A 26408-nucleotide genomic window follows, 5' to 3' on the forward strand; every position below is an offset into this window, starting at 1 on the left:
AGACGCACCATTAAAGCCCCGGGTGCAACACGTTTCGATCTGTCATGGGACACTGCACTCGTCATCACGACCCTTCAGCACGCTTCTTCCCATGACCCGGTTGCGCACTCTTGCCCTGGCGTCATGGCTGGCCAGTCAGCCCCTCTTGGTTTCCGGGGTGGCAGCCGCGCCGTCGTTGGAGGCACCAATCGTGGCGCCAGCGACCCAGACGCAGAGCGGCATGAACCGCAGCGATCTGGTGTTGCAAGGCGACGCCTACATCATCGGTCCCGGCGATGTGCTCGACCTCAAGTTGTTTGATGCGCCGGAGTTGTCGGGGCAACTGGAGGTGCTCAACGATGGTTCAGTGCCTCTGCCCCTGATCGGCAGCGTGCGCCTCAGCGGGCTGACCCTGCAGCAGGCCACGGTGTGGGTGCAAACCTTGATGGGGCAGCAACTACTGCGCCCGGATCTGCAGCTGCGGGTGGTGCGACCGCGGCCGATTCGGGTGGCGCTGGTGGGTCAGGTGGAGCGGCCCGGTATCTATTCCCTCACCGTGAGTGAGACGGTGCAAACCGAGGGCGGCCCCACCACCAGCATCAGCGGCTTGCCCACGGTGGTGGATGCGATTCAGAAGGCGGGGGGCATCACTCAGAAGGCGAATCTGCGCGATGTGGTGCTGCAACGGCGACTGCCGGGCGGCGATCAACCGGTGCGCTACAAGCAGGCCAAACTGAACCTGCTCGATCTGATCCTGGAGGGCAACCAGACCCAGAACCCCTTTTTGTTTGATGGCGACACCATTCGCCTGTCGCGGGTCGACGAGACGCCGGAGGAAGCGATTGAACTGGCGGCGGTGAACCTTTCGCCGCAGGTGATCAACGTGAATGTGATCGGCGAAGTGGAGACCCCAGGACGGTTGCAGTTGCAGGCGAACACGCCGTTGGTGCAGGCGGTTTTGGCAGCTGGTGGTCCCAAGGCCTGGCGGGCGAACAAGGGCAACGTGGAGCTGGTGCGGATCAATCGCAACGGTTCGGCCACCCTGGAGCGTTTTGCCCTGGATCTGAGCCAGGGGGCATCCAATGCCAAGAACCCTCCCCTGCGCGATGGCGACACGGTGAAGGTGAATCGCAGCGGCCTCGCCCAGGCGAGCGATGCGATCAATGCCGTGAGCCAACCCGTGAGCGGCTTGGTCACGATCTGGACTCTGCTGCGTCTGGTGAACGACACCACGAACTGAACCAGCCGTTCGCTTGAAAAAGAGACTTTTGATGCGGATGTCGCATTAAACCGGCATTGGTTGCCGAAGCCTCATCCATTTCCGGGGGGGTAAAATACTCAACTCCAGCGAGTTGATTTTTCATGACTTCAGCTCTCGAAGCGTTCGTCGACGCAGTGGAGCGTTCGCCTGAACATCAGCAGCGTGTGTCGGAAGCCACAACGCCGGAGCAGATCACGGCCCTGGCGGCTGATTTGGGTTGCTCAGTGTCCACTCAAGATCTGCGTGCGTTTTCGCGGGAATTGTGCGCTACCTGGTGGCCCTGGTCGGAGAAGGGGCATGCCTGGCGTCGCGCCTTTTTTGGCGGTTGAACGAGTCGGTTGAGCGAGGAGTCGGTTGAGCGATCGGCCCCATGCGCTACGTGGCGTCGTTGTGAGACAGTCCTTCTACCCGGTATCTGTGAGACGGTTGAGCCGCTGATTCCTCTCCGGCACCCTTGCCGCCAGCCAGCACCCGCTCATTGAACAGCGATCGCTTTCAAGCCCTCGAAATCAAAGAGCTGAGCCATCGACTGGCGGCACAGACCTACCGCTTTTTGCAGCCACATCCCCGGGTGGAGCACTGGCTGAGCCTCGAAGAGCTGAGGCGCAGGACTCCGCTGGATCCCCTGTTGAATCTGCTCACGTTGCCGATCCGGCCTGATCTGGATGCGGTGGTTCTTTCTATGCCCATCTAGCGGTTTCCAGGGCTCAGCAGGGAGGAAATCATGGTGATTGCAGGTATCCCGCTGGACGAGCTGCGCCACACGCGTGCCGCACAAGAATGGCTAGCCGAGGGCCAGCGAGATGAGGCCGCAGCGATGACCCTTCACCTCCTCAACCGCCGCTGCGGCCCCCTCAGCGAAACAACCACTGCCCAGATCCGGGGGCCTTACCTGTGGATCAGTTGGAGGTCTTTCTCGATGCCCTGCCCGACTTCCAGGGCACCGCCGCGAGGTCTATCGCTGATTGCCGAGGCCGCGCGATACTCGTTGCGCATGCAAACTGCATGCATGCCGGCTAGGCTCGACGCAGCGTTTGTCTTCAGCGATGCCGTCACTGCAGATCCGCGATGTGCCAGACCCACTGCATCGTTTGTTGCAGCGGCGAGCCACGCGGAACAAGCGCAGCCTCAGCCAGCAGGCATTGGTTGATCTGGAAGAGCTAGCGGGTGGTGATCCCCGCCAGCGCCGCCAGGAGGCCTTGGAGCGCATCGCTCAGCACTGGCGTGGTGTAGAGCCTTTGCAATGGCAGCAGACACCAGAAGATCTGATCCGGGTGGATCGTGAACGCTGACACGCGCTCACTGGTTCTCGATGCCTCCGCTGTGGTGCGGCTGATCTGCCATGACCCTGCGACGGGAAGCTGGGATGCTCAGCTCAGGCAAGCTTCGATGGTGTTGGCCCCAGAGCTGATGCTCACCGAGGTGGCGAATGCCCTGTGGAAACTTCAACGCAACGGCAGTTTGGCCGGAGTCGATCCCCAGGCGCTGCTCGCCGATGCACGCGATCTGGTGGATCAATTTGAGCCAGACCGTGCGCTGCAGGCGGAGGGGCTGGCCCTGGCCTGCCATCTCGATCATCCTGTCTACGACTGCCTCTATTTGGCTCTGGCACGGAGAGAAGCGGCGGCGTTGCTCACGGCTGACCAGCGCCTACGCCGATTAGCAGACCGGGTACTCCCCTGATCACCCCCGCCGACCGCTGCTGATCTGGGGAAGCATTCAGTGGCGGAGCGAATGTCTCCAGGATGCCAGCTTCCGAGCCGGCACCGGCGAGGTGGTGGTGCGCATCAACTGCGGGTCATGCTCGTGCGCACCACTCTGGAGTTGCCGGATCCTCTGTTTGCCCGCCTGAAGGCCCGGGCGGCCAGCGAGGGCGTCTCCCTGAAGAAACTGCTGCATAGGTATGTGGAGAAAGGTTTGAACACTCCACCATCCGAAACCTCGCTGCGGCGATCGGCGGCAGGCCTGCCTCGGCTGGAGGTTCCGTTCGTGAGGGAAGCAGGGTCGCTCAGCAATGCGGCGCTCTTCGATCTTTATCGCGAATTTGCTCAAGATGATCTTCCTGGCATTCGCAGAACAGCTGAGCTTGTGGTCGCTTGAAGCGAACTGGCCGGACTCAACCAGAAGAATTCTTCGCGATCTCCCGGGCTCAATTTGCTGACACCTTGTTGGTAGAGGCAATTCTCAGCGGGTTCGTCAACGCTTTTGCTGATCAAGCTTTCAGCCGAAATGAAGAGCTGAGCCGCCTGTCGCCATCGTCAACTTGATACCATCAGACCCTCACGACCTGCAGCCGACGCTCCGCACCGGAATGCTCTGCATGGAGACCAACGCTGCAGATAGCCAGTCCAAGCTTCTGTGCAGACCGTACAGAACCCTTGCTGCTGCGTTTGAAGAGGCCTTGAGATTGCGATCGCAGCTGATGCCGCCCCAGCACCCTTGCCGCCAACAGCTCTCTGTTCTCCTATGTGTCGATTGAGGAGCGGATTCCGGCCTCTCATCCGCTGCGGCGGATCCGGAGATTGGCGGGTTAGGCCCTCGATCGACTCAAGCCATCGCAACCAATAAAGCAGCGGCCAAGGCGAAAAGATTGTCTTCACCGCCGTAGGCCCAGAGATTTTTCGGAGTCGCCAGTGTCGCTTCGAGGCCCGACGTATCCCTGACTCCAGGTAGGCCGCCATCTCTTTCGATTGCTATGGCGTGGGCAGTTTCCGCCAGATGACGGGGAAGCTACCAAGGCTCGGCCATCAGCGATCAGCCAGCCGCTTCATCCCCGCTGCGTTCTGGGCGTACAAGCGGTCTAGGGCAGCAAGTGCTCCTGCTTCACCTGTAAGCAGTAGCTCCGGGCGAATGCCCACTACTGCTCGCCGGGTTGTGAGGGCGCGGAATCTCATAGAGAATCGTCGGAGCCAGCTCCGCTTCGGCTCTTTGGTGGCGACCACGCTTTTGATCAGGTTTGATTTCGTACGACCATCCTGACTCAGTTGTTGAGGTGATGCCGTTGCTGCTGTCTGGTTGAACCAGCACCTATCCCAGCAGGAGCAGCATGTGCGGAATCGTCGCCCTCGTGGGCTCCCAAGACGCGGCCCCCCTGCTGCTGGAAGGTTTACGCCAGCTGGACTACCGCGGCTATGACTCCGCCGGCATCGCCACAGTGAACGGCGAGCGGCAGCTGAGCTGCCTGCGGGCGGAAGGCAAGCTGATCAACCTCACGCACCGGTTTGAAGCCTCTGGTGCTCCAGGGCAGTGCGGCATCGGTCACACCCGCTGGGCCTCCACGACGAACTCAGGCACACCCGTGCCGCCCAGGAGTGGCTAGCCGAAGGCCACCACCGCCCAGATCCAGGCTTTGCAAATCGATCAGTTGGACGCTCTGGCCGACGCCCTGCTCGACTTTCAGCCCCCAAATTCCTAAGCGCGCTGGAGGAGCTTTCGCCTGAGCCGTGGACGCGGCATCAATAGGCAGAGTCGTGATCGGGGTGGAGCGAGAGCAACCGCAGCCAGGGGCCATCGCGCCAGGCCACAGCCCGGCAGCTGCGGCTGATCCGCAGGGAATACAGCCGCTCACCCGCAGGCCCCTGGCGGCTCTGGATCAGCTCCCAGCGCAGGCCCTTGCTGCTCTGCAGCTGCTCCCAGCTCATCGCCTGAAGCAGGCGAAGGGTTTTGAGCACGGCCCAGGCGTCTGGCTTGGCCAAGGCCAGCAGATTGGCCTGGAACTCAGGGTTGTTGAGGTCGAGCTGAATCACAGCATCCCCAGGTGCTGCTCCAGGGCATCGACATCCGCGGCAAGAGGCGGCTGATCCATGGCATCCATCGCCCGATCGAGACGAGCGGCGGCTTCCGGTTGATGCAACCAGAGTTCGCTGTCGGGAATGGTCTGGGCCGTTTTGATCACCCAGACCCCGGGCTCGCTGCTGTCGACCACCACGGTGCGCCCAGCGAACTCCTTGCCCAAGGAGATCTGGCCGCTGGCCCCCACCTGCTTCACAACCTGCTTGGCGGTTTTCATGCTGCCCTAACTTTCATGCCTTCATGCTAATTGTTAGCGGTTGGAGTCGTCAGGCGCACCGCACGGGCTGCAATCCCAACCCAACCCCAACCCGCGACTATTTTTTCTCCAGCCAGCGCCACGCTTCGTTTGAACACTTGAGTGGTAAGCGATCGCCAAGATCACTGGCATCAAGCTCTGCGAAGCGCTGCGCCAACAGCACGGATTCGATGCGATCAGCCTGTAGGCGCAGCCTTCTGCGTAGCAGTTGCCCACCAACCTCTATGGGCCAGGCGATAACTACCACCCCACCCACAGCCATGTGTTGTCAGCACTGATCCGCCGTTTCCATGAGGCTGCGGAAGCGGATGCTCCAAGCGTGACCTGCTGGGGCACCGGTTCACCGCTGCGCGAGTTCTTGCATGTGGACGATCTCGGCGAGGCCTGCGTGTTTGCTTTGGAACACTGGAGCCCGGCCCCGGGTGAGCTCACCTATCTGAATGTGGCCACCGCTACGGGCTACCAAGGCATGATCACTGGGACAGCAGCAAGCCCGATGGCACCCCGAAGAAACAGCTGGACGTGAGCCGCCTGGCGGCGTTGGGCTGGCATGCCCGGATCCCGCTGGCGGAAGGCCTGGCGAGCACGGTGGCGCTGTTTCGCGAGGAGCTGGCTCAGTAGCTGGTGCGGTTGTAACGACAGGTGATGCATGTGCTGCTCGAGCCCGTGCTGGGGTGGCTTGGATCCAATTCGGCTGATCTGATTCGCGACGAGCGCGATGAGCGTTGAGCAACGTGCCGATCTCTACACCAGCGCACTGTGGCTGCCACTGCCATAGCCCACGGGGTCATGGCTCATCCCCAAGATCACACCAGCTCTGAGATGTTTGAGCCGCTGATTCCTCTCCGGCACCCTTGCCGCGAGCTCGCGCCCGCATCCTTAACCACCGATCGGCTGGTACCGCGAGACTCTTATCATGTGCTGATCATGCACAGGAATTGGTGGTGGCTCGATTAGGCGATGAACGGGCGACAGAGCGGGTGGCCGTGCTGATGACGCCCACGGAGAAGGCAGCCTATGCCGATCGCGCCAGCAGTCTTGGCCTGTCTCTCGGGCAGTTTTTTCGCGAAGCTGGCGCTGTCTATGGAACCCAAAGCACGCACGCCGAAGAAGAGGCGCTGGAGGCGGCTTTAAGGCATCTGGAACTCAGCACCAGCCGCACTGAACAGGCGCTTGACGAAGCCCTGGCTGAGGTCCGTGCTGCGCTGAACGCCGGATCATGAGCGTGACCGATCGAATTCTTACGGCGCTCACCACGGTGATCCGTATGAACGACAAGGTGGAGGAGATGGCTGGCTTGATGAAGGAGCAGCAACGGCACATCGACGACCTGAAGGGGCGTGTGATTCGCCTGGAGACCGTATTGGAACTCGCGCTGAACCGCAGCTCAGCACCAATGACTCGACTCCCGGATGGCGATCAAGCTCAATCACCCGATGGAATCGGGTGATGGCTGGTAACCCCCACGAAGAATTGCGCCACACCCGCGCTGCTCAGAAGTGGCTTGCAGAGGGTCGGCAAGAAGGTCGCCAGCCAGGTGTCGCCCTCCTGCTGCCATGCCCGATTGGGGCAGGACATGCAGGTGGAGGAGATAGCATAATGAGATCATCTTTGGCGAAGCAAGATGCCATCACTCAGCTTGCGTGGGTTGTCGGATCAGACCTATGAGGCCCTGCGGCAACTCGCCACCAACAATCACCGCAGCATGCAGGAGCAGGTGAGGCTCCTGATTGAACGGGAAGTGCGCTATGCCCAGGTGGGTGGGGTGGAGAGGGCCCGGCAATGGCGTTCAAGACTGGCTGGGCGCCATTTTCCTGATCTAGCGGCGGACATTCAGGCCGACCGCAGCCGCTGAAGCGATGACGACCTCAACGCAGACGGCATCAGCGCCGACCCAACCCGACGCTTTTGTGCTCGATACCTCTGCTCTGCTGAGGTTTTATCTGGCTGATGGGCCATGTCTTCCCTCCTTGGAGCTCGCCATGCAGCGGGGGTGCAGTGGCGATGCCTTGTTGTTGATTCCTGATCTCTGCCTGCTTGAGTGCGCTTCGGTGCTGTTGAAACAGGAGCAGCGCCAGTTGCTCAGCGTGGATGAGTGCCGTGATCTGATGACGGATCTGCTGCAACTGCCACTTCGGCCGACCAGCGCTAGCGAACTCGCGGTTGCAGCGCTTGAGCAGGCAATGGCGCTCTCTCTGAGTGTGTATGACGCCAGTTTCCTTGCTTTGGCCCTCAAGCATGACGCTCTTCTAATCACAGCGGATCAACGATTGGCCAAGGCAGCTGCCTCCCTTGGTTGTGCTGCTCCCGTTGAGTGAGCAGTCGTACCGCCATGCCCCCCCTGATCACCCCCGCCGATCGCATCGTCGTGGCCAGCCCATGAATGCTCTCCATTGGTATGACAGGTCGTATGACCTTTGGAGAGCCCTTGCCACTGTCCCAGGGCCCCTGGTTCATGGCACACTCCCAACAATTCACCATCACTGAGACGGTTGAGCAGCTGCTCCCGTCCTGAGCTGGTTGCAGGCAGGACTGGTGTGTCTGCCTGTTTTCTCTCCTCTATCGATGACCGCAAGCGCCACAACTGCCACCCCCACCAAAACCGCCCTGATTACCGGCATCACCGGCCAGGACGGCAGCTATCTGGCGGAGCTCCTGCTGGAGAAGGGTTATGTGGTGCATGGGATCAAGCGCCGGGCGAGCAGTTTCAACACCACCCGGATCGATCACCTCTACCAGGATCCGCACGAGAGCGACCCGCGCCTGGTGCTGCACTACGGCGATCTCACCGACAGCACCAACCTGATTCGGATCATCCAGCAGGTGCAACCCGATGAGATTTACAACCTTGGCGCCCAGAGCCATGTGGCCGTGAGCTTCGAGGCGCCGGAATACACCGCCAATTCCGACGCGCTGGGCACCCTGCGGATCCTGGAGGCGGTGCGGATGCTGGGGCTCACAGCAAAAACCCGTATCTACCAGGCCAGCACCAGTGAGCTCTACGGCTTGGTGCAGGAGGTGCCGCAGAAGGAGTCCACCCCCTTCTACCCGCGCAGTCCCTACGGCGTGGCGAAGCTCTACGCCTACTGGATCACGGTGAACTACCGCGAGGCCTATGGCATGTATGCCTGCAACGGCATCCTGTTCAACCATGAGAGCCCGCGCCGCGGCGAAACGTTCGTGACCCGCAAGATCACCCGCGGCCTGGCGCGGATCGATGCGGGGCTGGAGCAATGCCTGTTTATGGGCAACCTCGACTCCCTCCGCGACTGGGGTCACGCCCGCGATTATGTGGAGATGCAGTGGCGCATGCTCCAGCAGGAGCAGCCGGAAGACTTCGTGATCGCCACCGGCCGGCAGGAATCGGTGCGGCGCTTCATCGAACTCGCCGCTTCCGAGCTGGGCTGGGGCGGCATCGAGTGGCAGGGCGAAGGCCTCGAGGAAGCCGGCCTCCGCGCCGACACCGGCGACGTGGTGGTGCGCATCGACCCGCGCTACTTCCGTCCGGCGGAGGTGGAAACGCTGCTGGGCGACCCCACCAAGGCCAAAGAGAAGTTGGGCTGGACGCCCACCACCACCCTGGAGGAACTAGTGGCGGAGATGGTGGCCGCAGACCGAGACGGCGCTAAAAAAGATGCTTACCTCAAACGCAAGGGCTTTGCAGTGGTGGGGTCGATGGAAAACCCGCCGACCAACCCTGAAGCGATCAAGGCAGCTGGAGGGGCAGCGTGACTCCCCTGATCACCCCCGCTGACCGCATTTACGTGGCCGGCCACCGCGGCATGGCCGGCAGCGCCATCTGCCGTGCCCTTGAGCGTGCCGGCTACCACCAGCTGCTCACCGCCAGCCGCTCTGAGCTCAATCTGCTCGATGGCTCCGCCGTGGAAGCCTGGTTCGCCAAGCACCAACCCTCCGTGGTGGTGCTCGCCGCGGCGAAGGTGGGCGGCATCCAAGCCAACAGCAGCTACCCGGCGGACTTCCTGCTGGAAAACCTCAAGATCCAGACCAATGTGATCGAAACGGCCTGGCGTTCTGGCGTGCGACGGCTGTTGTTTCTGGGCAGCAGCTGCATCTACCCGAAGTTCGCCGAGCAGCCGATCCGCGAGGAAGCCCTCCTCACCGGAGCGCTGGAGCCTACGAACGAGTGGTACGCGATCGCCAAGATCGCCGGCATCAAGCTCTGCGAGGCGCTGCGCCGCCAGCACGGCTTCGATGCGATCAGCTTGATGCCCACCAACCTCTATGGGCCGGGTGATAATTACCACCCCACCAACAGCCACGTGCTTCCGGCGCTGATCCGCCGCTTCCATGAGGCGGCGGAAGCTAAGTCTCCAAGCGTGACCTGCTGGGGCACCGGTTCACCGCTGCGCGAATTCCTGCATGTGGATGACCTAGGCGAAGCCTCCATGTTTGCTCTCGAGCACTGGAGTCCAGCCCCCGGTGAGCTCACTTATCTGAATGTGGGCACAGGCGTGGACCTGAGCATTCGCGAGTTAGCCGAATCTGTTGCTAACGCCACTGATTACAGCGGCATGATCAATTGGGATACCAGTAAGCCCGATGGCACCCTAAAAAAACAGCTGGACGTGACACGAATGTCCACCCTTGGCTGGCGGGCACGGATTTCCTTGGCCGAAGGCTTGAAGAGCACAGTGGCTAAGTTCCGCGACCAGTTGAGCTTGAAACTGGTTCGGCTTTAGATCAATCCAAACTTCATTCCATTTGGGAGCGATTTGACAACACAGCCTTTGGCAAAACAGCAAGCATTCCCTTCAACCCTCACACTCCTGCTGGGCATTTGGGGCAACCTCAGCCGACACCGGCGCATCCAGCTGGGATTTCTTTTGGTGGTTATGCTGGCCAGTGGTGGAGCGGAGTTGGTTTCGCTAGGGGCGGTTTTGCCTTTTCTTGAAGTTCTCAACGATCAAGAGGGGCTTTGGCAGCAACCTTTCGTTCAGGCTCTGGCCCCTCGCGTTGGTTTTACGACGGCAAATGACCTGCTGTTGCCTGCAACTTTAGCGTTTGCGGCGGCGGCTGTACTGGCGGCATTAGTTCGACTGTCAAATCTGTGGCTCAACGGACGACTAGCGGCGGCTGTTGGCTCAGACTTGAGTTGCGAGGCCTATCGACGCACTCTTTATCAGCCCTATGCGGTGCATTTGCAACGCAATAGCAGTGCTGTCATTACTGGAGCAACAGCACAGATTGGTCGAACAGTAGCTGCTCTCGACTCTTTGCTGGGATTGATCACCTCTGCTGTGGTTGCAGTTGGGCTGTTGATGGGGTTGTTGGTCATTGATGCATCAATTGCATTGGGTGCTGCTGCACTTTTTGGCTCCGCCTATGGAGTTCTAGCGATGACAGCTAACCGCCAGTTGCGGAGTAACGGTCAAAAGATCACCGAAGCCTCAAGACTCCAGCTCAAGGCCCTACAGGAGGGATTGGGCGCCATTCGCGATGTACTGCTCGATGGAAGCCAGCTCACCTTTTTGCAGCAGTACAGGAAAGCAGATCGCCCTTTACGCCAACTGACTGCAAAAAACGTCTTCCTTGGGGCTTTCCCTCGCTTCGCCATTGAGGCCATGGGGCTGGTGGCGATTGCACTCCTCGGAGGGCTGTTGGTGTTTCAGCGAGGCAGCAGTGCTGCGGTGATTCCTTCGCTTGGTGCTCTGGCCTTAGGGGCTCAACGCTTGTTGCCTGCGTTGCAACAGGTCTATAACGGCTGGTCGAATTTGACCAGCTTCAACGCTGCCATGAAAGATGTATTGGAGATGCTCAGTCAGACTCTTCCTCCAAAAATTGACGGTGTCAAACCCCTTACAATGCACCAAGCCATAAGTTTTGATGGTGTTTATTTTCGTTATGAGAATGACCAAACGTCTGTTCTTCGAGGACTGAATTTGGAAATAAAATGTGGTGAAAGTATTGGTCTTATAGGGAGTACTGGGAGTGGCAAAAGCACCTCAGTTGACCTTTTGATGGGCTTGCTGGTTCCTACAGATGGAAAGATTCTATTGGATGGTAAAGATCTACATGACCCTGCGCACCCGGAACGTCTAGTGGAATGGCGCGCTTCTATTGCCCACGTTCCACAGACTGTTTATCTGGCCGATAGCTCGTTTGCTGAGAACATAGCCTTTGGTATCCCTAAACAGAACATCGACTTAGGATTAGTAAAGCGCGCAGCTCAACAAGCACAGATCGATAGCTTCATTGAGTCTAATCCTGAGAGCTACGAGGGCTTCGTTGGTGAACGTGGTGTTCGGCTCAGTGGTGGCCAACGACAGCGTCTTGGTATTGCTAGAGCTCTTTACAAAAAAGCGCGGGTTCTGGTGTTAGATGAGGCAACCAGCGCTCTCGATACCCGAACTGAACAAATAGTCATGAAGTCTATCAACAATCTCTCTGAATCTCTCACAGTTATTATGATCGCTCATCGCCTCAGCACTTTGGAGAGTTGTGATCGGGTCATTCGTTTAGAAGATGGTTGTGTATCAGCTGACGGACCTCCACAGCTGGTTTTGGGCATTCAGTCCTAATGAATTAATTTTTTAGTAATGCTGTTCAACTCAAATTCAAGCATCCTGATCACTGGTGGAACGGGAAGTTTTGGCAAAGCTTTTATTGCAGAAGTGTTAGAGAGGTTCCCTGAGATTCATCGGCTTGTTGTCTACAGCCGAGATGAACTCAAACAGTGGGAGCTGCAACAAATCTTTCCTTCATCAAAATTTCCTCAACTTCGATTCTTCCTAGGTGATGTTCGAGATCGTGATCGACTTAGGCGTGCTTTTGAGGGTGTCGATACGGTGGTGCATGCAGCAGCTTTGAAGCAGGTACCGGCTGCCGAATACAATCCTATGGAGTTTGTCAGCACTAATGTTCTAGGTGCTGAGAATATTGTTCAAGCCAGCCTTGACACCAACGTAAAACGAGTAGTCGCATTGAGCACTGACAAAGCAGCTGCTCCAGTTAATCTATACGGCGCTACAAAACTTTGTTCGGATAAGCTGTTTATAGCTGCTAACAACATCAAGGGCCCTCGCGACTTGACCTTTTCAGTGGTTCGTTATGGCAATGTGATGGGCTCTCGTGGTTCGGTCATTCCTTTCTTCCTGGAGAAGGTTAAAACCGGTCTCCTGCCAATCACTGATCCGGAGATGACTCGTTTCAATATTTCTCTCAAAGAAGGTGTTGATATGGTGATTTACGCACTAGAAAATGCTTTGGGAGGAGAGCTATTTGTTCCCAAAATTCCCAGTTACCGCATTACGGATGTAGCCGAGGCTATTGGTCCAAGCTGTGAAAAACCAATTGTTGGCATTAGACCCGGCGAAAAAATTCACGAAGAGATGATCACTTCTTCCGACAGCTTTACTACCATCGATCTCAATCATTACTACGCAATTCTGCCCAACGATCCCTTCCTAATGCAGAAGTACATAGAGTCTGAGGCTGTTTTCAGCAAAGTACCTGCTGGTTTTTCCTATGATTCTGGTACAAATACTGAGTTCTTGTCTGTGGATCAGCTGCGTGCCCTAATTCGTGAGCATGTGGATCATGCCTTTATGCCATTATGAGTAATCATTCAAGATCATTTATCCCTTATGGTCGACAGACTGTTACAGAAGCTGATATACATGCTGTGGTAGAAGTCTTGCGAAGTTCGTATCTAACACAAGGTCCAGTAATTCCAGCTTTTGAAGAAGCTGTTTCATCTAAGGTCAGCGCAAAATATGGTGTTGCCGTAAATAGTGCAACCAGTGGACTTCATATTGCTTGTCTTGCCTTGGGCCTTGGTGCAGGTGATTACCTTTGGACCTCGCCAATCACATTCGTAGCATCTGCAAACTGTGGTCTTTATTGTGGTGCTACTGTTGATTTTGTTGATATTGACCCTACAACAGGGCTAATGAGCATTGATGCTCTCTCTGCAAAACTTGAGCAGGCTGAGATCAGTGGAACTCTTCCAAAGGTAGTTGTTCCAGTACATCTTACCGGCAGTAGCTGTGACATGGCGGCGATTTCACTTTTAGCTGAGCGTTATGGCTTTGCTGTAATTGAAGATGCAAGTCATGCCATAGGTGGTCAGTATCATGGTGAGCCTGTAGGTAACTGTCGCTATAGCGACATCACTGTGTTCAGTTTCCACCCGGTAAAGATTATTACGACAGGTGAGGGTGGGTTGAACACAACAAATAATCCGGTATTGGCTCAATGCATGACAGAGCTGCGCAGTCATGGCATCGTTCGCGAAGCAGAGCAGTTTAAGTACCCCCCAGCTGGACCCTGGGTTTATGAGCAGCAGCAGCTAGGCTTCAATTATCGTATTACTGATTTGCAAGCGGCGTTGGGCTTGAGTCAGCTGCAACGACTTGATGAAATAGTTGCCGAACGTAACAGTCATCTGCATCACTACCAGGTGCTCTTGGCAGACCTGCGCGTTCATCTACTCGAGGTGCCCAAGGATGTTCGTAGCTCGGTGCACCTTGCTGTGATCCGTTTAGTCGACTCCAGACCAGAGCACCATCGTTGTATTTTTGAGGGCCTACGTAATGCTGGGATCGGAGTTCAGCTTCACTATTCGCCGGTACATCTCCAGCCTTATTATCGTAATCTTGGGTTTAAACCAAATGATTTTCCTGAAGCTGAAGCCTACGGAAGAAATGCAATAAGTTTGCCTCTTTATCCAGGCTTAAAGAATCACGAAAAGGAATTTATTGTGAACCTATTGGCTGATTTGTTAGATAGGCGCAGATGAAACTCATTTAAGAGTCTTAGTAAAATCTCTACTCGTCAAAGTGTTTCTCAAGCCTCGTCTTTATTCGATTTTCATTTACTTATTGTATTCATTATAAGCCGCTTCGAGTCAAATCCAAGACATTTAGAGTAATCACTTAATATTGTGCGTTATCATTTGCATCTCACTGGTAAAAAGTGCATAAGATGTATCAAACACTTAAGATATTTTAAATGCTACAGTAACCCTCACTAGTATAGACTCACCTTATCCTCCCCTTCCCTTTTTAGCTGTCACCACTCTAATAAAAATGACGATTGAAACCTCAAACCAAGCTGGCCTCCACAAAAACAGGCAAGATCAGCTTGATAAATCGACCCTTTTTATTGACAGCTTCTTGGCAAGCATGTCACAAGAAAGTGATTACCAATATAATGATTGCCCTACTTGCGGTAATAAGGAAGCTAAAAAGTTGTTCAAGAAGAACGGTGGAGAGTATGGATATTGTGACTTTTGTGATCATATTTTCCTTCTTAAATCACTAAAGCCTATGCATTTAATCGAGTTTTACAAAAATTACCCCACCTCAAGCCTTGATTGGCATAAGAATGAATCAGATTTTTATAAACGCATATACAATAGCGGCTTAGATCTTCTTTGCGAACATCAACCTGCAGGAAATCTGCTTGATATTGGCTGCTCTAGCGGCTATTTCCTTTCTATTGCTTCTAGCAGAGGCTATAATACTTATGGCGTAGAGCCTAACAAGCTCGAATCGACGCATGCAAAAGATAATGGTGTCAATATCATCGGTTCCACTATTGACGAAATACCAGAAAGTTTAAAGTTTAATGCAATAACAATGTGGGACGTCTTAGAACATATAGATTCACCCTCCAATTTTATTGGTAGACTCAAGTCTATCCTAAATCCGGGAGGAGTTGTTTTTATTCAGGTCCCTACTAGCGAATCTTTGGCTGCCAGGATCATGAGAGATAAGTGCAACATGTTTGACGGTATTGAGCATCTTACACTTTTTAGTAGAAAGAGCTTAATCCGATGTTTTTCAAATTGTGGATTCGAACATCTAAATGCTAAGAGCGTAATTACCGATTCTTTTGCCATCAATAATTATTTAAATTACGAAATAGATCCCTATCTTCCCTCCAATCCTAATCCTCATGGTTTAGAAATAAACTGCATAGACTTTAATAATATCGAAAACAGTTTTCTGGGCTATAAAATCCAGGCTTGCTTTAGGGTAAATTAACATGAATGAATTAAAATACTGCAAACGTTGCCTTTATCCTTCCACTAAGCCTGATCTTTGGTTTAAAAATGGGATTTGTGGAGCTTGTCACGCTTTTGAAAGACGTTTAACTTATGACTGGGAGAATGGACCAAGTGTTTTACGCCAAATTATCTCAGAAAATAAGATTAATCCAAAATATGACTGTATTGTGCCTGTTTCAGGTGGCAAAGATAGTACTTATCAAGCTTGGAAGCTTCTCAAAGAGGGCTATAATCCATTGTGTGTAACAGCTCCAACAGATCAACTTACGCCTTTGGGTAGACAAAATATTGAAAATTTGAAAAAAATTGGTTGCGACTATGTTGAAATATCTGTTAATCAGTCAGTTCGCCAGAAAATTAATAGATATGGCTTCTTCAATGTAGGCGATATTCAATGGCCAGAGCATTTGCTTATTTATACCATTCCTGTACATGCCGCAGTGCTGTTTAAAATTCCAATAATAGTATGGGGTGAATGTCCTCAGCGTGAATATGGTGCTGGTAAGCCTGAAGATGCGTCTCTCAAATATTTTGACCGACGTGTACTTGAAGAGTATGGTAGTCTCAATGGCTTGCGCGTCTCCGACCTCCTAATGATTGATGGTGTCGATGAAAAAGATTTATATTTTTATGAATATCCTTCATCAGACCTTGTCGAGGAGATTGGAGTTAAAGGTCTCTATTTAGATAATTACTTCCCTTGGAACGGTATTGCCAACGTCACCATTGCACAAAGTGTGGGATTCAAGACTTACGATAAACCAATTCTAGGTACTATCGCTAACTATGAAAATCTCGATAATTACGTTCATGGTATTCATGATTATCTCAAGTATCTAAAATTTGGCTTTAGCAGGGCCACTGATGTTGCATGTAACTTAATTCGAAGGAATCTTCTCTCACGCACTGATGCCATCGAGCTGGTCAAGCAAAATGACGGTGTTTTCCCTGCTTATTACATGGACAAAACCTTGCAAGAAATCTTAAGTATATATAATATCTCTATTGATGAGTTTCTTGCGCAATGCGATGAATACACTAACTATGATTTGTTTGTACAGGATTCATGCGGAGAATTAGTATTACGTCCTGACGGGTCTCCTACCTTGAATGGTGATTTTAATAGTATCAATTTTTAAAATAAAATGAGTGTTGTCAAGCTTGTTTCATTTCCATTTTGTAATTTAAGGAGTGTCGCCAGGTATCTTCAAGTGATGGGTCATGAGTACTCCTCTTTGGTAGATCAAGCAGATATTGATATTTCAGATACAGTTATTTTGCCAGGAGTTGGAACTTTTGGTGAAGGGATGAAGTATTTATCTCAACAAGGTCTAATTCAGCCCTTGCGAAAGCATGCTCAAGAAGGAGGAAAAATTGTTGGTATCTGTCTCGGTATGCAGCTTTTACTTTCAGAGAGTGATGAGAGTCCAGGCATTGAAGGACTTTCTATTGTCCCAGGACGGTGTTCGAGGCTTTTACCAAAAAATAACTTTGCTGTTCCTCATATAGGTTGGAATAATCTTGTATATAACTCCAAGTGTATAGACGCTCAGCTATATATTGATAGTGATCAAATTGAAGTCATAGAAAGTACAGACTTTTATTTTGTGCATTCATTTGTTGCAAAAACTGACGAAAAAGAGTCTGAAATGTTCCATTTTAGACATCCAGACGCGCTGCAAACAGCAGGCTTGTGCAAAAAAAATGTCATAGGCTTTCAATTTCATCCCGAAAAAAGTGGCCCTTCAGGTTACAGGCTCTTGGAACACTTTTTAAGATGAAGAAAAGAATTATTCCCTCTATTCTCCTTGAGTCTGGCTCCACTAATGCCTGTCTTTCTCAAGAATTCTCTCCCTGGAGAACTGTTGGTACATTGGCTCAGCAGCTTAAACTTCACGTCTCCCGAGGTTGTGACGAGCTGCTTATAATTAATCCACAGTCTTCTTTTAATGGTTTGCTGCCATTTTCAGATAGGATCTCCAAGTTAATAGTAAACAACACTGATATCCCAGTGGCTTACTCTGGTGGAATTCGTGATTCGGCAACAGCTTCTGAATGCATAAATAAATGTTTTGATAAGGTTTTCTTGACCAGTTCCTTCTTGGATTCGCCAAAAATTTTATCAGAAATCGCTTCTATTGTTGGAGTGCAAAGTGTTGGAGTATGTCTTCCTTATCGATGTATCGGTGAATCGAGCAATCGTTTTGTCTGGGACTTTGGTCGGCGAGAATGTCTGACTAAAAAACCACTGCAGTACTATATTCAAAAGGTCTTTGAATGTGGTGCAGGTGAAATTCTACTTTACTCAGTTGATAGAGATGGTACATTGAATGGCCTAGATGAGCAGATTTTGCCACTTCTCCAATCCTGTGATTTATCAAGGCCTGTTCTCTTGGGTGGAGGCGCTGGTAAGCCTGAGCATTTTGTTAATGTTTTGAGGTCCGAATTGGTTCAAGGGGTCGTTGCAAGTTCTATTTTTTCGCTGACACAAGAAACTCCTTCCACTCTTCGTGGTTTTTGCTTGGAGGATGGCATTCCGATGAGAAAAGCATAGAAATTATCTTTTGTAGTTTTTAGGTATTAATCTGATGTCTTTGTGCCTCATTCCCGCTAGAGGTGGCAGCAAGCGAATACCTCGAAAGAATATTCGTAATTTTCGGGGGCAACCTATGATTGCATGGTCAATTCAGGCTGCTCGGCAATCAGGTTGTTTTGATAGAGTTGTTGTAAGTACAGATGATGAAGAGATTGCCTCCATCTCTCTTTCCTTTGGGGCTGAGGTTCCTTTTAAAAGGCCTTCAAGGCTTGCAGATGATTATTCCGGAACAAGAGAGGTCGTGGTGCATGCAATTGATGCTCTCGAGCGCGATATGTGTGCAGGCAATGATGTTTGTTGTATATATGCAACCGCTCCGTTTCTTAGTGCCGAAATTCTTAAAAACGCCAAATCTTACTTGGGATTTTCTAGGCCTGACACAGTGGTGTTTGCGGCCACAAGTTTCCCTCATCCAATCCAGCGATCTTTGACGCTTGATTCGGACGGTTATTCGACAGCCATGGATTCTGCATCTATGTCGATGCGTAGCCAAGATTTAGTTGAGGCTTATCATGATGCCGGCCAATTTTATTGGGCGACAAAGCGAGCTTGGAGTGGCGTGGGAAATATGCTCGAGGGTGCAAGGCCTTTAATCCTTCCTCGATGGAGTGTTCACGATATTGATACCGAAGAAGACTGGCATGGTGCTGAATTAATGCATGCTGCCCTGTTTCCAGAACTTGAAAAATGAAGATCAGGATACTGATTACTGCCGCCCATCCGATGTCGAAGTGCTTGGATGCGGCGGCACCATTGGCCGGCACCCTGATGAGGGGGATTAAGTTCATGTTCTAATCGTTGCTGAGGACTTAACTTCAAGCAGCATGAGTCCGATCGACCCCAAGTTCAAAATGAACTTTAAGTCTTCGCGAAAGCAGAACAAATGGCTGTATCAATCTCACGTGTAGCGATTTTGGAGCTCCTTGACTTTCTAGATAATCGTTTGGATTCATTTGACTGTTTTGATCTTATAAAGCGCATTCTGGATTACATCGAGCACTACGCACCAGAGTGTGTTTACGTTCACTACGGTTGTGATTTGAATGCGGACCATCGCCGATTGCATGGGGCGGTGGTGTCTGAATGCAGGCCTACCCCCGAGTTACACCACTTCCTGGGACGCTGCTCGTTGGCGCCCGGCCGCATCAAACTGCTAAGCAATCGTGGCAGTTGGCTCAATGCGGTTCTTCAAGATCTGATTAAGTTCATTGTGGCAGCAAGGGCTTGATGTTTGTTCGATTCACACTCCGTCAGCTTTATGCACAATCGACGTGTGCCTGTTGCTGAGCTGCAATCTTCTGCTCTGTTCTCAGCAAAGTCGCCTCATCGGCATAACTTCGTGATCCATGTGAGCGCCCTGCCTCAGTGCCAGGACTGGAGTCTCATGACTTGGCAGATTGTCGAGGGGGCAGCTCCATTCAGATCACTCTGTTTGATCTCATCGCTGATCTCGACGCCGGATCCATCCACATACATCACAGACCTCGTTACAGGCTTACAAGCTGGTTGTTGAGTGGCGCTCACTGCAGGCTCGTTCCATTCGAGCTTTGTTTTAGCCTGGTTTTATCGCTACCGAGATGTGGCGGGAACTGCTAAAACTTAATGGTGTGATGCTAGCAATTAGCCCGAATTCTGCCTGCTGAATTTCGCTCTTTTTCTAGGCCATCTATAGCCAAGCAATTTAATGTTCTGCGATTGGTGGACAATCAATGCCCCCGCTCATTTCATGCTCAATGGAAAAAATATAAATCAAATTCTTCAGAATAGCTGCATCATTGTTGAATAATGTTGAGCCCACTGGCTTCTCTTTTCTTCTTATCATGTTTCGCCTGATTCCCTTGTGTTCCTCAAGGTCTGTAGATTCTTGGTTAGATTTTTATCTTTAAATTTTTCGTTTTAAGTGTTTGACATCTTTAAAGCCTGATCTTTCTGCAATGATGTCGCGTTGGTTATTGTGGTTTTCATGCCTTCTGATGGTGCTACTGATCAAGCCTAAGGAGAATATTAAAAATTTAAGAGGTAATTTAAACTTATAGAGATAATAATCTTTAGTCTTTTTGTCAAATTTGCTTATTTTGTCATCGATGACATGTCAATATTCTTGCCTTTTGTTCGAGCATGTTCTTGATAAGCAAGCATACGATCACCATTGAGTCTGCATCTTTTTCTTGTGTCTCTTGCAATAAGCAATAAATTGTACTAATGTAAAAGACTGTTCTACTTTGGCGCTGCATAGCAGAGTATCTTGCGTACTTGCTGCTGGTTTTCTGTTGTTTATGCTGCACATGAAAATTTCGTTTGCTTGGTATTTTAAGATGCTGTAACTGAGTTCATTTTTTCTGTTATCACCTTCTATTTCATTTATGACTATCTGCATTGATGGGCGAGTTATTGGTCGTTCGCACTCTCCTTTCTTAATTGCTGAAATGAGCGGCAACCATAATCAAAGCCTTGAGACGGCTTTAGCGATTGTGGATGCTGCAGCGCAAGCAGGAGCTCATGCGATTAAGCTTCAGACATATACTGCAGATACGCTGACTATCAATGAGCGTGGCGGCAGCTTCAAGATTAATGATAAGGAGTCACTTTGGGCTGGTCAGAGTCTTCATGACCTTTATCAAAAGGCTCACACGCCTTGGGATTGGCATAAACCCATCATGGAGCATGCTCATGAACTCGGTCTTATCTGCTTTAGCTCCCCCTTTGACGAAACTGCTGTTGATTTTTTAGAACAACTAAATGTACCAGCTTATAAGATTGCCAGCTTTGAAAATAATCACCTGCCGTTGATTCATAAGGCAGCTTCCACCGGTAAGCCGTTGATCATTTCAACAGGAATGGCCAGCCTTGGCGAACTTGATGAGGCAGTGCGTACTGCCCGTGATGCCGGTTGCACTCAGTTGATGTTGCTCAAGTGCACAAGTTCTTATCCATCCAGTCCTGAAAATACTAATATTCGAACTATTCCTCACTTGAGGCAGCTCTTTAATTGTGAAGTGGGTTTAAGTGATCACACGATGGGTGTGGGTGTTGCTGTTGCTTCTGTTGCAATGGGAGCCACATTAATTGAAAAACATTTTACCATTTCTCGCTCGGATGGAGGAGTTGATAGTGCATTCTCTTTAGAGCCGAATGAATTCTCAGCACTAGTTCTAGAGACCGAACGTGCATGGCAGTCATTAGGAAAGGTATCGTATGGCCCTACTGATTCCGAACGAAGAAGTATGGTATTTCGGAGATCAATTTACGTTGTTCGTGATATCCAACCTGGAGAACTCTTTACACCGGAGAACATTAGGATCATTCGACCAGGTTATGGCGCACCACCTAACCTGTACAAGAAAATTATCGGTAAAACAGCACAATATCCTTATGAGCGTGGTACTCCTTTGAGTCTCGACAAGCTTCTGTAGGATTCAATTTCGCTTAAGACTATAGTTTGCTGTTATCTTGCCATCATTTTGATTTAAATTACGCGATAATTGCAAAAAAGTTACACCATATTCGTGAATTTCTAGGCCAGTTTATCTAAACGCTTGTCTCTCAGATGCTTAACAGTTCGTGACGTGGCCCCTGGAAATTGGTCCAGGGTGAATGAGAGTCCTCATCCGGCCAGACTGGGCCGGGGACTTCACCATGAAACGCATCCGCCACACAGCCGAGCAGATCATCCGCAAGCTCAAGACCGCTGAGCAGTTGATCGCCCAGGGCAAGACCGTCGCTGACGTCTGCCGCGCCATTGAGGTCACCCAGCCGACCTACCACCGCTGGAAACAGCAGTACGGGGGCATGCAGGCCGAGGAGGCCAAACGGCTGACTCAGCTGGAGAAGGAGAACGCCCGTCTCAAGAAGCTTCTGGCAGAAGCCGAGTTGGAGAAGGCGATGCTCAAGGAGTTAGCCGAGGGAAACTTCTGAGCCCGGAACGACGCCGCAGGGCTGTTGAGGCCCTGCGCGCCATGTTCCGGGTATCGGAGCGGTTCGCCTGCAGGGTGGTGGGTCAACACCGCAGCACTCAGCGACATGCCACCAAGGTTGTCGACATTGAGGAGGCCAAGCTGCGGCGGCGCCTCCGGGAGATCGCAGCTGAGTACATCCGCTGGGGCCGGCGGATGGCATATCGCCTGCTCAGGCGGGAAGGCTGGCTGGTGAACCACAAGCGGGTGCACCGCCTATGGCGCGAGGAAGGGCTGCGGCGCCCAACTCCCCGCAGACAGAAGCGGGCCAGGCCTGCTGATGGCTCCGTGCGTCGTCACCAAGCCGAATACCCGCATCAGGTGTGGGCCATGGATTTCCAGTTCGACGCCACCGCTGACGGCCGCCGGCTCAAGTTCCTGAACGTGATTGACGAGCACAGTCGTCTCTGCCTGGCGATCCGTGTCGGCCGATGCTGCAAGGCCAAGGATGTGGTGGCCGTGCTGGAAGAGCTGACCAGCGTCTATCCGGCGCCGACGTTCATCCGCAGCGACAACGGCCCTGAGTTCAACTGCTTCGCAGAAGCCTGGCGGCTACGCCCACGCTCTCAGGAAGTGGTGCCAGAGCAGCGGCACCAGCACCGCCTACATCAAACCTGGATCACCGTGGCAGAACGGCTTTGCCGAGTCGTTCAACAGTCGGTTCAGGGATGAATTCCTGAATACCGAGTTGTTCGCCACGGTGACGGAAGCCCAGGGCTTGGCCAACCGCTGGCGCTGGGAGTACAACACACTCAGGCCCCATTCGGCCCTCCAGGGGCGTACGCCCCTGGAGGCAGCTCAACAAGGAGCTGCAGCATGATCACGACCACCCACTCTCATAAGCACTGGACCGATGAAGGGGGTCACGTCATTCGCACGAATAGTTTTGCTTTATTGCCTAGAAAAGAGTTCCCCTTGTTCGCGTGGTTTACTCTAGACAATTCTTGGTTCATTGCTTACGATAAGATTTTCACTTTGGCCAATTCTTATTTGTTATGACAATATTCCTCACATTTGCCCTAGTTTTGTAATTAGGTAGAGCGCTCATTGACTAATATTCAATCAGCTTTTGCCGGATCTATGCTGTTTTAATTTACTATTTACTTGTCGCCCTGCGATGCGCTAAATTAAATGAGTCAACCTACTTTATCGATTTTTGCAAGCAATGCTTCGTTGTTGCGCCCTATTGCTGTGATTTTAAGTTTCAGCACCATACTTCCGTTTATTTTCACTTCTGTGCAATACATATTTCCTGATACAGTATATTAAGTATTGCTTTGCTACCGGTCATGCAGATTTCGTTCCCCCCTGTTGTCAGAGTTGAACCAGCTAGTGCTTGCAACTTGGCCTGTAGGCATTGCCCAACAGGGACGGTGAAAATGAAACGGGGAGTAATGTCAAATGCTCTTTTTAACAAGATTTTAAACGAAGTTGTTCAGCACTCTGATTCGTTAAGGGCAATAGTTCTTTATCATGGCGGTGAGCCGTTATTAAACAAAGATTTTGTTTCATGGATTAAGATGTTAAGATCAAAGCTGCCTAATGTTTATATAAAGACGGTTTCAAATGGCATGTTACTTAGTGAAGAGATATCAAATGCGTTGATAGATTCCGGACTTAGTTCTGTCGAGTTCTCTTTAGATTCTACATCGCCAGAAATTAATGATTATATCAGGAGAAACAGCAAATCCTCTACAGTCATTGACAATATATTCAAATTTATAGAAATTAATGCTGCCAAAAACTCTCCCGTCGAAATTTCGATTTCCTCAACACAATTTATACCGTCTTCTGCTGAATTCAATCCTATTAATACAACTCCCTCGGTTCCAGTCTGGCTTAAAAATACTTTTGGACCTTCAATGAATTACAAGGTTTTTGGGGCCATGCAATGGCCACATTTTCCATCTACAGAGTTTTCGGTTCGCAGATTCGGCGATTCATCATTGAATGAAATTTATAATAATAATTGTGACCACGTTGAAAGTAAATTAACTGTTAGATCAGATGGCACGGTTGTTCCCTGTTGTTATGATCTGACTTCACAGATCCCTTTAGGAAATCTTATTACTGATTCTATTAGCCAAATTTGGAATTCAGATGCTTACAATAAGCTTCGCAAAGAAATCAGTACCTCATCTCCATCCGGTATCTGCAAAGATTGCAATGTCATTAAAAATGAAAAGACCTTCTTGCTCTCGCCGATATAACCTTTTTTGTTTTTCTTTTTGCTAATATCTCTTACACATCAACCTCCTTTCGAATCCTTATTAAGATTGTGAGATTATTTATAGGGTGTTGGTTTCGTTCAACTGCAACTAAGTTTTTTCTTGCAAAGAATGTATTTAATTGTCTTAAACTGCAAAACGAAACATGGATTGCTTATGGATCATATCACTTGATTGCTTTAGATTTATATATGCAAAAGCTTGTTTCTAATCATAAGAGTCTTTTAAAGCAGCTCCTTCTTTATATCTATTTGCTATTTCAGCATCTTGGACAAGATTGCAATAACCAATTGCCTCCTCTAGATGTACTTATTTATGTTGGTTCAGATAATCAATATCTTTCTTTGAAGCCAACAATTGATCGATTGAAAGCCCTAGGACTAACAGTTGCTATAGTCTCCTCGAATTCATTAAAAAAACAATTATCTGCGCAAATAGAGCCGATGAAAATAGGCATTGTTGATTTTTTGATTATCGTTATTATTTCCTTGATTCGCCTTCCCTATATATTCTTTTCAATAACCAAAATACGAAGTTTAATTTTTGCTAATTGGTTTTGTGACATCCTCTCAGCAATTTTCTATTTGTATTCCTTTTCAAAAATTCTAAGAGAGACATCACCAAAGATAGTTATCACTTCAAATGATCATAATGTTGCTAATAGATCATTTACTACTTCTGCTCGGTCTATGAATATCAAATCAGCCTATCTACAACACGGAAATGTCTCAAATGTTTTTCCTTTCCCTCTATTTGATTACGCATTTCTATTTGGTCAATACTCCTTGAATGTTTATGAAAGTTGCTTTGAGAATAAGCCAGTCAACTATCATCTATTTCCTAAAACTCATTTCTTTTTGACTGGTATGACTAAGCCCTATTTTCAGTCCAAGCATTCGCTGAACACAAAATCTTCAGATAAAGTTGATTGTATTGGGGTTGCCGTGAGTTCTTTGGATGATTTGTCAGATGTGTTCAAGCTGGTAGACTTTCTGTTGTCTATCCCATATCAAATATGCATTAGATTCCATCCAGGATTAGGTAATTTTTACATATCAAAGGTTATGTCTAGGTACAAGCATTCTGCAACATTTTCGACAAAAAGTTCAGATTGCCTAACAGACTATCTTGGACGTATCTCTTGCCTTATTGCAGGTGATAGTGGTATACATCTAGAAGCAGCTATTTCTAAAGTACCCACTGTCTATTATCAGTTTTCGAAGGCTCAGCCTTTTGATATTTTCGGATATGTAGCGAATGGACTCTCAATTCATCTTTCGTCTGTTAATGATTCCAAAAAGGTAATTCATCAAGCACTAGAACAATCTATTGCCGCTCGTCGAAATGCTATCCGTTACTATATTTCATCTTATGACACTCGTTCGTATGGCGCAGAGCCTTCTACTGTAGCAGAGGCTATCTTGTCATTAGTTAATAATAAAACTCCCTCGGTTCCTTTTTCAATCCTGAAATCATGTTGAGGCGTATCCTCCGTCAACTGCTTCCATTAAATTCGAGAAATAACGGTCCTTGCCACTTTACATTTGACTATAAATCATCTTCTATTGAAGAGATAGCATACGCTCTTCGAAAGTTTGGTGGTGTGCATATTAAAAACTTTTATAGCTCCAGCGAACTCGTTGAGGTTTTTAATGATTATCTTTCTGACTCTTTTACCATTCCTGATAATAAAATTGTATATGATTTCGACGTTAAAGATTATCATCATCAACGTGGGCCTGTTATCCGCGGTTCTGTCGCAACTGAGTTTACGAACAGATTTGGTCGCAGGGAAAAGTTATTTATAGATTCAGGAATGATTGATTTTTTCTCACCTAAATTAGAAGGTAAGCAACAAATTGCTTCGGATTCAATTGTCTCGTTTACTAATAATGTCTTGGCATTAGCCTTTTCAGAGCAGTTTTCTTCTGGACAGCACCATATATACATATATAATTCTGTCAAAACACCTAGATGCTTTCATCGAGACTGTTATGTGCCAAGAGTAAAATCATTTCTTACTCTCAAAGGAGTTGATTCACTTGAACAGGGCCCATACGGCTTTCATCCCTTTTCGCACAGACTTAGATGGCTTCGATTTTCTATTCTTCAGGTGATTAATTTTATTTTCGGATCTGACTTGGGTGGATCTTATACTGATTCAACCTTAACCTCGAGCCGTCAGATAGTTCCCTTTTTCAATACTTGTGGTGATCTCTTAATAACTCGCCAAGATTGTACACATGGTGATTTTCCCTGTACAGTCAGTTTCAAAAAAGTGGTATTAGTACAAAACTTTTTTCTTAGGTAGCC

At 50.2% G+C, this 26408-nt stretch carries 26 protein-coding genes and 4 pseudogenes; 28 read left to right on the forward strand and 2 right to left on the reverse strand.

The genetic code is table 11. From position 1 onward, the window contains the following. Window positions 1–91: 91 nt before the first annotated feature. The 8 genes and pseudogenes from H0O21_RS04580 to H0O21_RS13595 all read left to right on the forward strand — a co-directional run. The gene (locus tag H0O21_RS04580; RefSeq protein ID WP_185190560.1) at window positions 92–1219 is read left to right on the forward strand and encodes a polysaccharide biosynthesis/export family protein; all 1128 of its coding nucleotides are present in this window, start codon (window positions 92–94) and stop codon (window positions 1217–1219) included. Between the two features lie 122 nt (window positions 1220–1341). Further along, the gene (locus H0O21_RS04585) at window positions 1342–1569 is read left to right on the forward strand and encodes a Nif11-like leader peptide family natural product precursor (RefSeq protein ID WP_185190561.1); all 228 of its coding nucleotides are present in this window, start codon (window positions 1342–1344) and stop codon (window positions 1567–1569) included. A 125-nt stretch (window positions 1570–1694) separates the two neighbouring features. Beyond that, window positions 1695–1934: a hypothetical protein gene (locus H0O21_RS04590; protein WP_185190562.1), complete on the forward strand. Its 240-nt coding sequence runs from the start codon at window positions 1695–1697 to the stop codon at window positions 1932–1934. 352 nt (window positions 1935–2286) lie between these two features. Next, complete coding sequence (locus H0O21_RS04595) at window positions 2287–2532, forward strand: hypothetical protein (RefSeq protein ID WP_185190563.1); 246 nt, start codon at window positions 2287–2289, stop codon at window positions 2530–2532. Further along, the gene (locus H0O21_RS04600) at window positions 2522–2923 is read left to right on the forward strand and encodes a type II toxin-antitoxin system VapC family toxin (RefSeq protein WP_255441132.1); all 402 of its coding nucleotides are present in this window, start codon (window positions 2522–2524) and stop codon (window positions 2921–2923) included. The genes H0O21_RS04595 and H0O21_RS04600 overlap by 11 nt, the downstream gene beginning before the upstream one ends. Before the next feature lie 117 nt (window positions 2924–3040). Next, window positions 3041–3340 (forward strand): hypothetical protein, encoded by a 300-nt coding sequence (locus H0O21_RS04605; protein ID WP_370523082.1) that lies wholly within the window; start codon window positions 3041–3043, stop codon window positions 3338–3340. A 946-nt stretch (window positions 3341–4286) separates the two neighbouring features. Continuing rightward, window positions 4287–4517, forward strand: a pseudogene (locus tag H0O21_RS04610) (glutamine--fructose-6-phosphate aminotransferase); the annotation flags it as partial. A gap of 60 nt (window positions 4518–4577) precedes the next feature. Then, window positions 4578–4655: pseudogene (locus tag H0O21_RS13595) on the forward strand (DUF4351 domain-containing protein); the annotation flags it as partial. Between the two features lie 40 nt (window positions 4656–4695). Here H0O21_RS13595 and H0O21_RS04620 read toward each other — a convergent pair. Next, window positions 4696–4986, reverse strand: coding sequence for a hypothetical protein (locus H0O21_RS04620; protein ID WP_185190564.1), 291 nt, complete (start codon window positions 4984–4986; stop codon window positions 4696–4698). Continuing rightward, window positions 4983–5249 (reverse strand): hypothetical protein, encoded by a 267-nt coding sequence (locus H0O21_RS04625; RefSeq protein WP_185190565.1) that lies wholly within the window; start codon window positions 5247–5249, stop codon window positions 4983–4985. The genes H0O21_RS04620 and H0O21_RS04625 overlap by 4 nt, the downstream gene beginning before the upstream one ends. Before the next feature lie 148 nt (window positions 5250–5397). Between H0O21_RS04625 and H0O21_RS04630 the strand changes: the two are divergent. The 20 genes and pseudogenes from H0O21_RS04630 to H0O21_RS04725 all read left to right on the forward strand — a co-directional run. Next, a pseudogene (locus tag H0O21_RS04630) lies at window positions 5398–5909 on the forward strand (NAD-dependent epimerase/dehydratase family protein); the annotation flags it as partial. Window positions 5910–6229: 320 nt separating this feature from the next. Continuing rightward, the gene (locus tag H0O21_RS04635; protein WP_185190566.1) at window positions 6230–6511 is read left to right on the forward strand and encodes a hypothetical protein; all 282 of its coding nucleotides are present in this window, start codon (window positions 6230–6232) and stop codon (window positions 6509–6511) included. Beyond that, window positions 6508–6738 (forward strand): hypothetical protein, encoded by a 231-nt coding sequence (locus H0O21_RS04640; RefSeq protein WP_185190567.1) that lies wholly within the window; start codon window positions 6508–6510, stop codon window positions 6736–6738. The genes H0O21_RS04635 and H0O21_RS04640 overlap by 4 nt, the downstream gene beginning before the upstream one ends. A 174-nt stretch (window positions 6739–6912) precedes the next feature. Continuing rightward, entirely contained in the window at window positions 6913–7143 is a 231-nt protein-coding gene (locus H0O21_RS04645) for a hypothetical protein (protein ID WP_185190568.1), read from the forward strand. 4 nt (window positions 7144–7147) lie between these two features. Next, window positions 7148–7606, forward strand: coding sequence for a type II toxin-antitoxin system VapC family toxin (locus H0O21_RS04650; protein WP_185190569.1), 459 nt, complete (start codon window positions 7148–7150; stop codon window positions 7604–7606). 247 nt (window positions 7607–7853) lie between these two features. Then, a complete protein-coding gene (gene gmd / locus H0O21_RS04655) occupies window positions 7854–9020 on the forward strand; it encodes a GDP-mannose 4,6-dehydratase (RefSeq protein WP_185190570.1) in 1167 nt (388 codons plus the stop codon). Next, complete coding sequence (locus H0O21_RS04660; protein WP_185190571.1) at window positions 9017–9988, forward strand: GDP-L-fucose synthase; 972 nt, start codon at window positions 9017–9019, stop codon at window positions 9986–9988. The genes gmd and H0O21_RS04660 overlap by 4 nt, the downstream gene beginning before the upstream one ends. A gap of 33 nt (window positions 9989–10021) precedes the next feature. Further along, window positions 10022–11827, forward strand: coding sequence for an ABC transporter ATP-binding protein (locus tag H0O21_RS04665; protein ID WP_255441133.1), 1806 nt, complete (start codon window positions 10022–10024; stop codon window positions 11825–11827). A gap of 18 nt (window positions 11828–11845) precedes the next feature. Further along, entirely contained in the window at window positions 11846–12865 is a 1020-nt protein-coding gene (gene pseB, locus H0O21_RS04670; protein ID WP_185190572.1) for a UDP-N-acetylglucosamine 4,6-dehydratase (inverting), read from the forward strand. Then, on the forward strand, window positions 12862–14046 hold the full coding sequence (pseC, locus tag H0O21_RS04675; RefSeq protein WP_185190573.1) for a UDP-4-amino-4,6-dideoxy-N-acetyl-beta-L-altrosamine transaminase: 1185 nt from the start codon (window positions 12862–12864) through the stop codon (window positions 14044–14046). The genes pseB and pseC overlap by 4 nt, the downstream gene beginning before the upstream one ends. Window positions 14047–14335: 289 nt before the next feature. Continuing rightward, entirely contained in the window at window positions 14336–15295 is a 960-nt protein-coding gene (locus H0O21_RS04680) for a class I SAM-dependent methyltransferase (RefSeq protein ID WP_185190574.1), read from the forward strand. A 1-nt stretch (window position 15296) separates the two neighbouring features. Then, window positions 15297–16457 carry an N-acetyl sugar amidotransferase gene (locus H0O21_RS04685; protein WP_185190575.1) on the forward strand — a complete coding sequence of 387 codons (1161 nt, stop codon included), beginning with the start codon at window positions 15297–15299 and terminating at the stop codon, window positions 16455–16457. Between the two features lie 6 nt (window positions 16458–16463). Next, window positions 16464–17099 carry an imidazole glycerol phosphate synthase subunit HisH gene (gene hisH, locus H0O21_RS04690; RefSeq protein ID WP_185190576.1) on the forward strand — a complete coding sequence of 212 codons (636 nt, stop codon included), beginning with the start codon at window positions 16464–16466 and terminating at the stop codon, window positions 17097–17099. Then, window positions 17096–17872: a HisA/HisF-related TIM barrel protein gene (locus H0O21_RS04695; protein WP_185190577.1), complete on the forward strand. Its 777-nt coding sequence runs from the start codon at window positions 17096–17098 to the stop codon at window positions 17870–17872. Before hisH ends, H0O21_RS04695 begins: the two co-directional genes overlap by 4 nt. 34 nt (window positions 17873–17906) lie before the next feature. Then, window positions 17907–18605: a pseudaminic acid cytidylyltransferase gene (gene pseF / locus H0O21_RS04700; RefSeq protein WP_185190578.1), complete on the forward strand. Its 699-nt coding sequence runs from the start codon at window positions 17907–17909 to the stop codon at window positions 18603–18605. 1672 nt (window positions 18606–20277) lie between these two features. Further along, window positions 20278–21327 (forward strand): pseudaminic acid synthase, encoded by a 1050-nt coding sequence (pseI, locus tag H0O21_RS04705; RefSeq protein WP_185190579.1) that lies wholly within the window; start codon window positions 20278–20280, stop codon window positions 21325–21327. 223 nt (window positions 21328–21550) lie between these two features. Beyond that, window positions 21551–22687, forward strand: a pseudogene (locus H0O21_RS04710) (IS3 family transposase). 469 nt (window positions 22688–23156) lie between these two features. Next, window positions 23157–24077 carry a radical SAM protein gene (locus H0O21_RS04715; RefSeq protein WP_185190580.1) on the forward strand — a complete coding sequence of 307 codons (921 nt, stop codon included), beginning with the start codon at window positions 23157–23159 and terminating at the stop codon, window positions 24075–24077. Window positions 24078–24286: 209 nt separating this feature from the next. Continuing rightward, the gene (locus H0O21_RS04720; RefSeq protein ID WP_185190581.1) at window positions 24287–25576 is read left to right on the forward strand and encodes a hypothetical protein; all 1290 of its coding nucleotides are present in this window, start codon (window positions 24287–24289) and stop codon (window positions 25574–25576) included. After that, the gene (locus tag H0O21_RS04725) at window positions 25570–26406 is read left to right on the forward strand and encodes a hypothetical protein (RefSeq protein WP_185190582.1); all 837 of its coding nucleotides are present in this window, start codon (window positions 25570–25572) and stop codon (window positions 26404–26406) included. The genes H0O21_RS04720 and H0O21_RS04725 overlap by 7 nt, the downstream gene beginning before the upstream one ends. The last annotated feature ends 2 nt before the right edge of the window (window positions 26407–26408 follow it).

The organism is Synechococcus sp. HK01-R, assembly GCF_014217855.1.
Taxonomy (GTDB): domain Bacteria; phylum Cyanobacteriota; class Cyanobacteriia; order PCC-6307; family Cyanobiaceae; genus Synechococcus_C.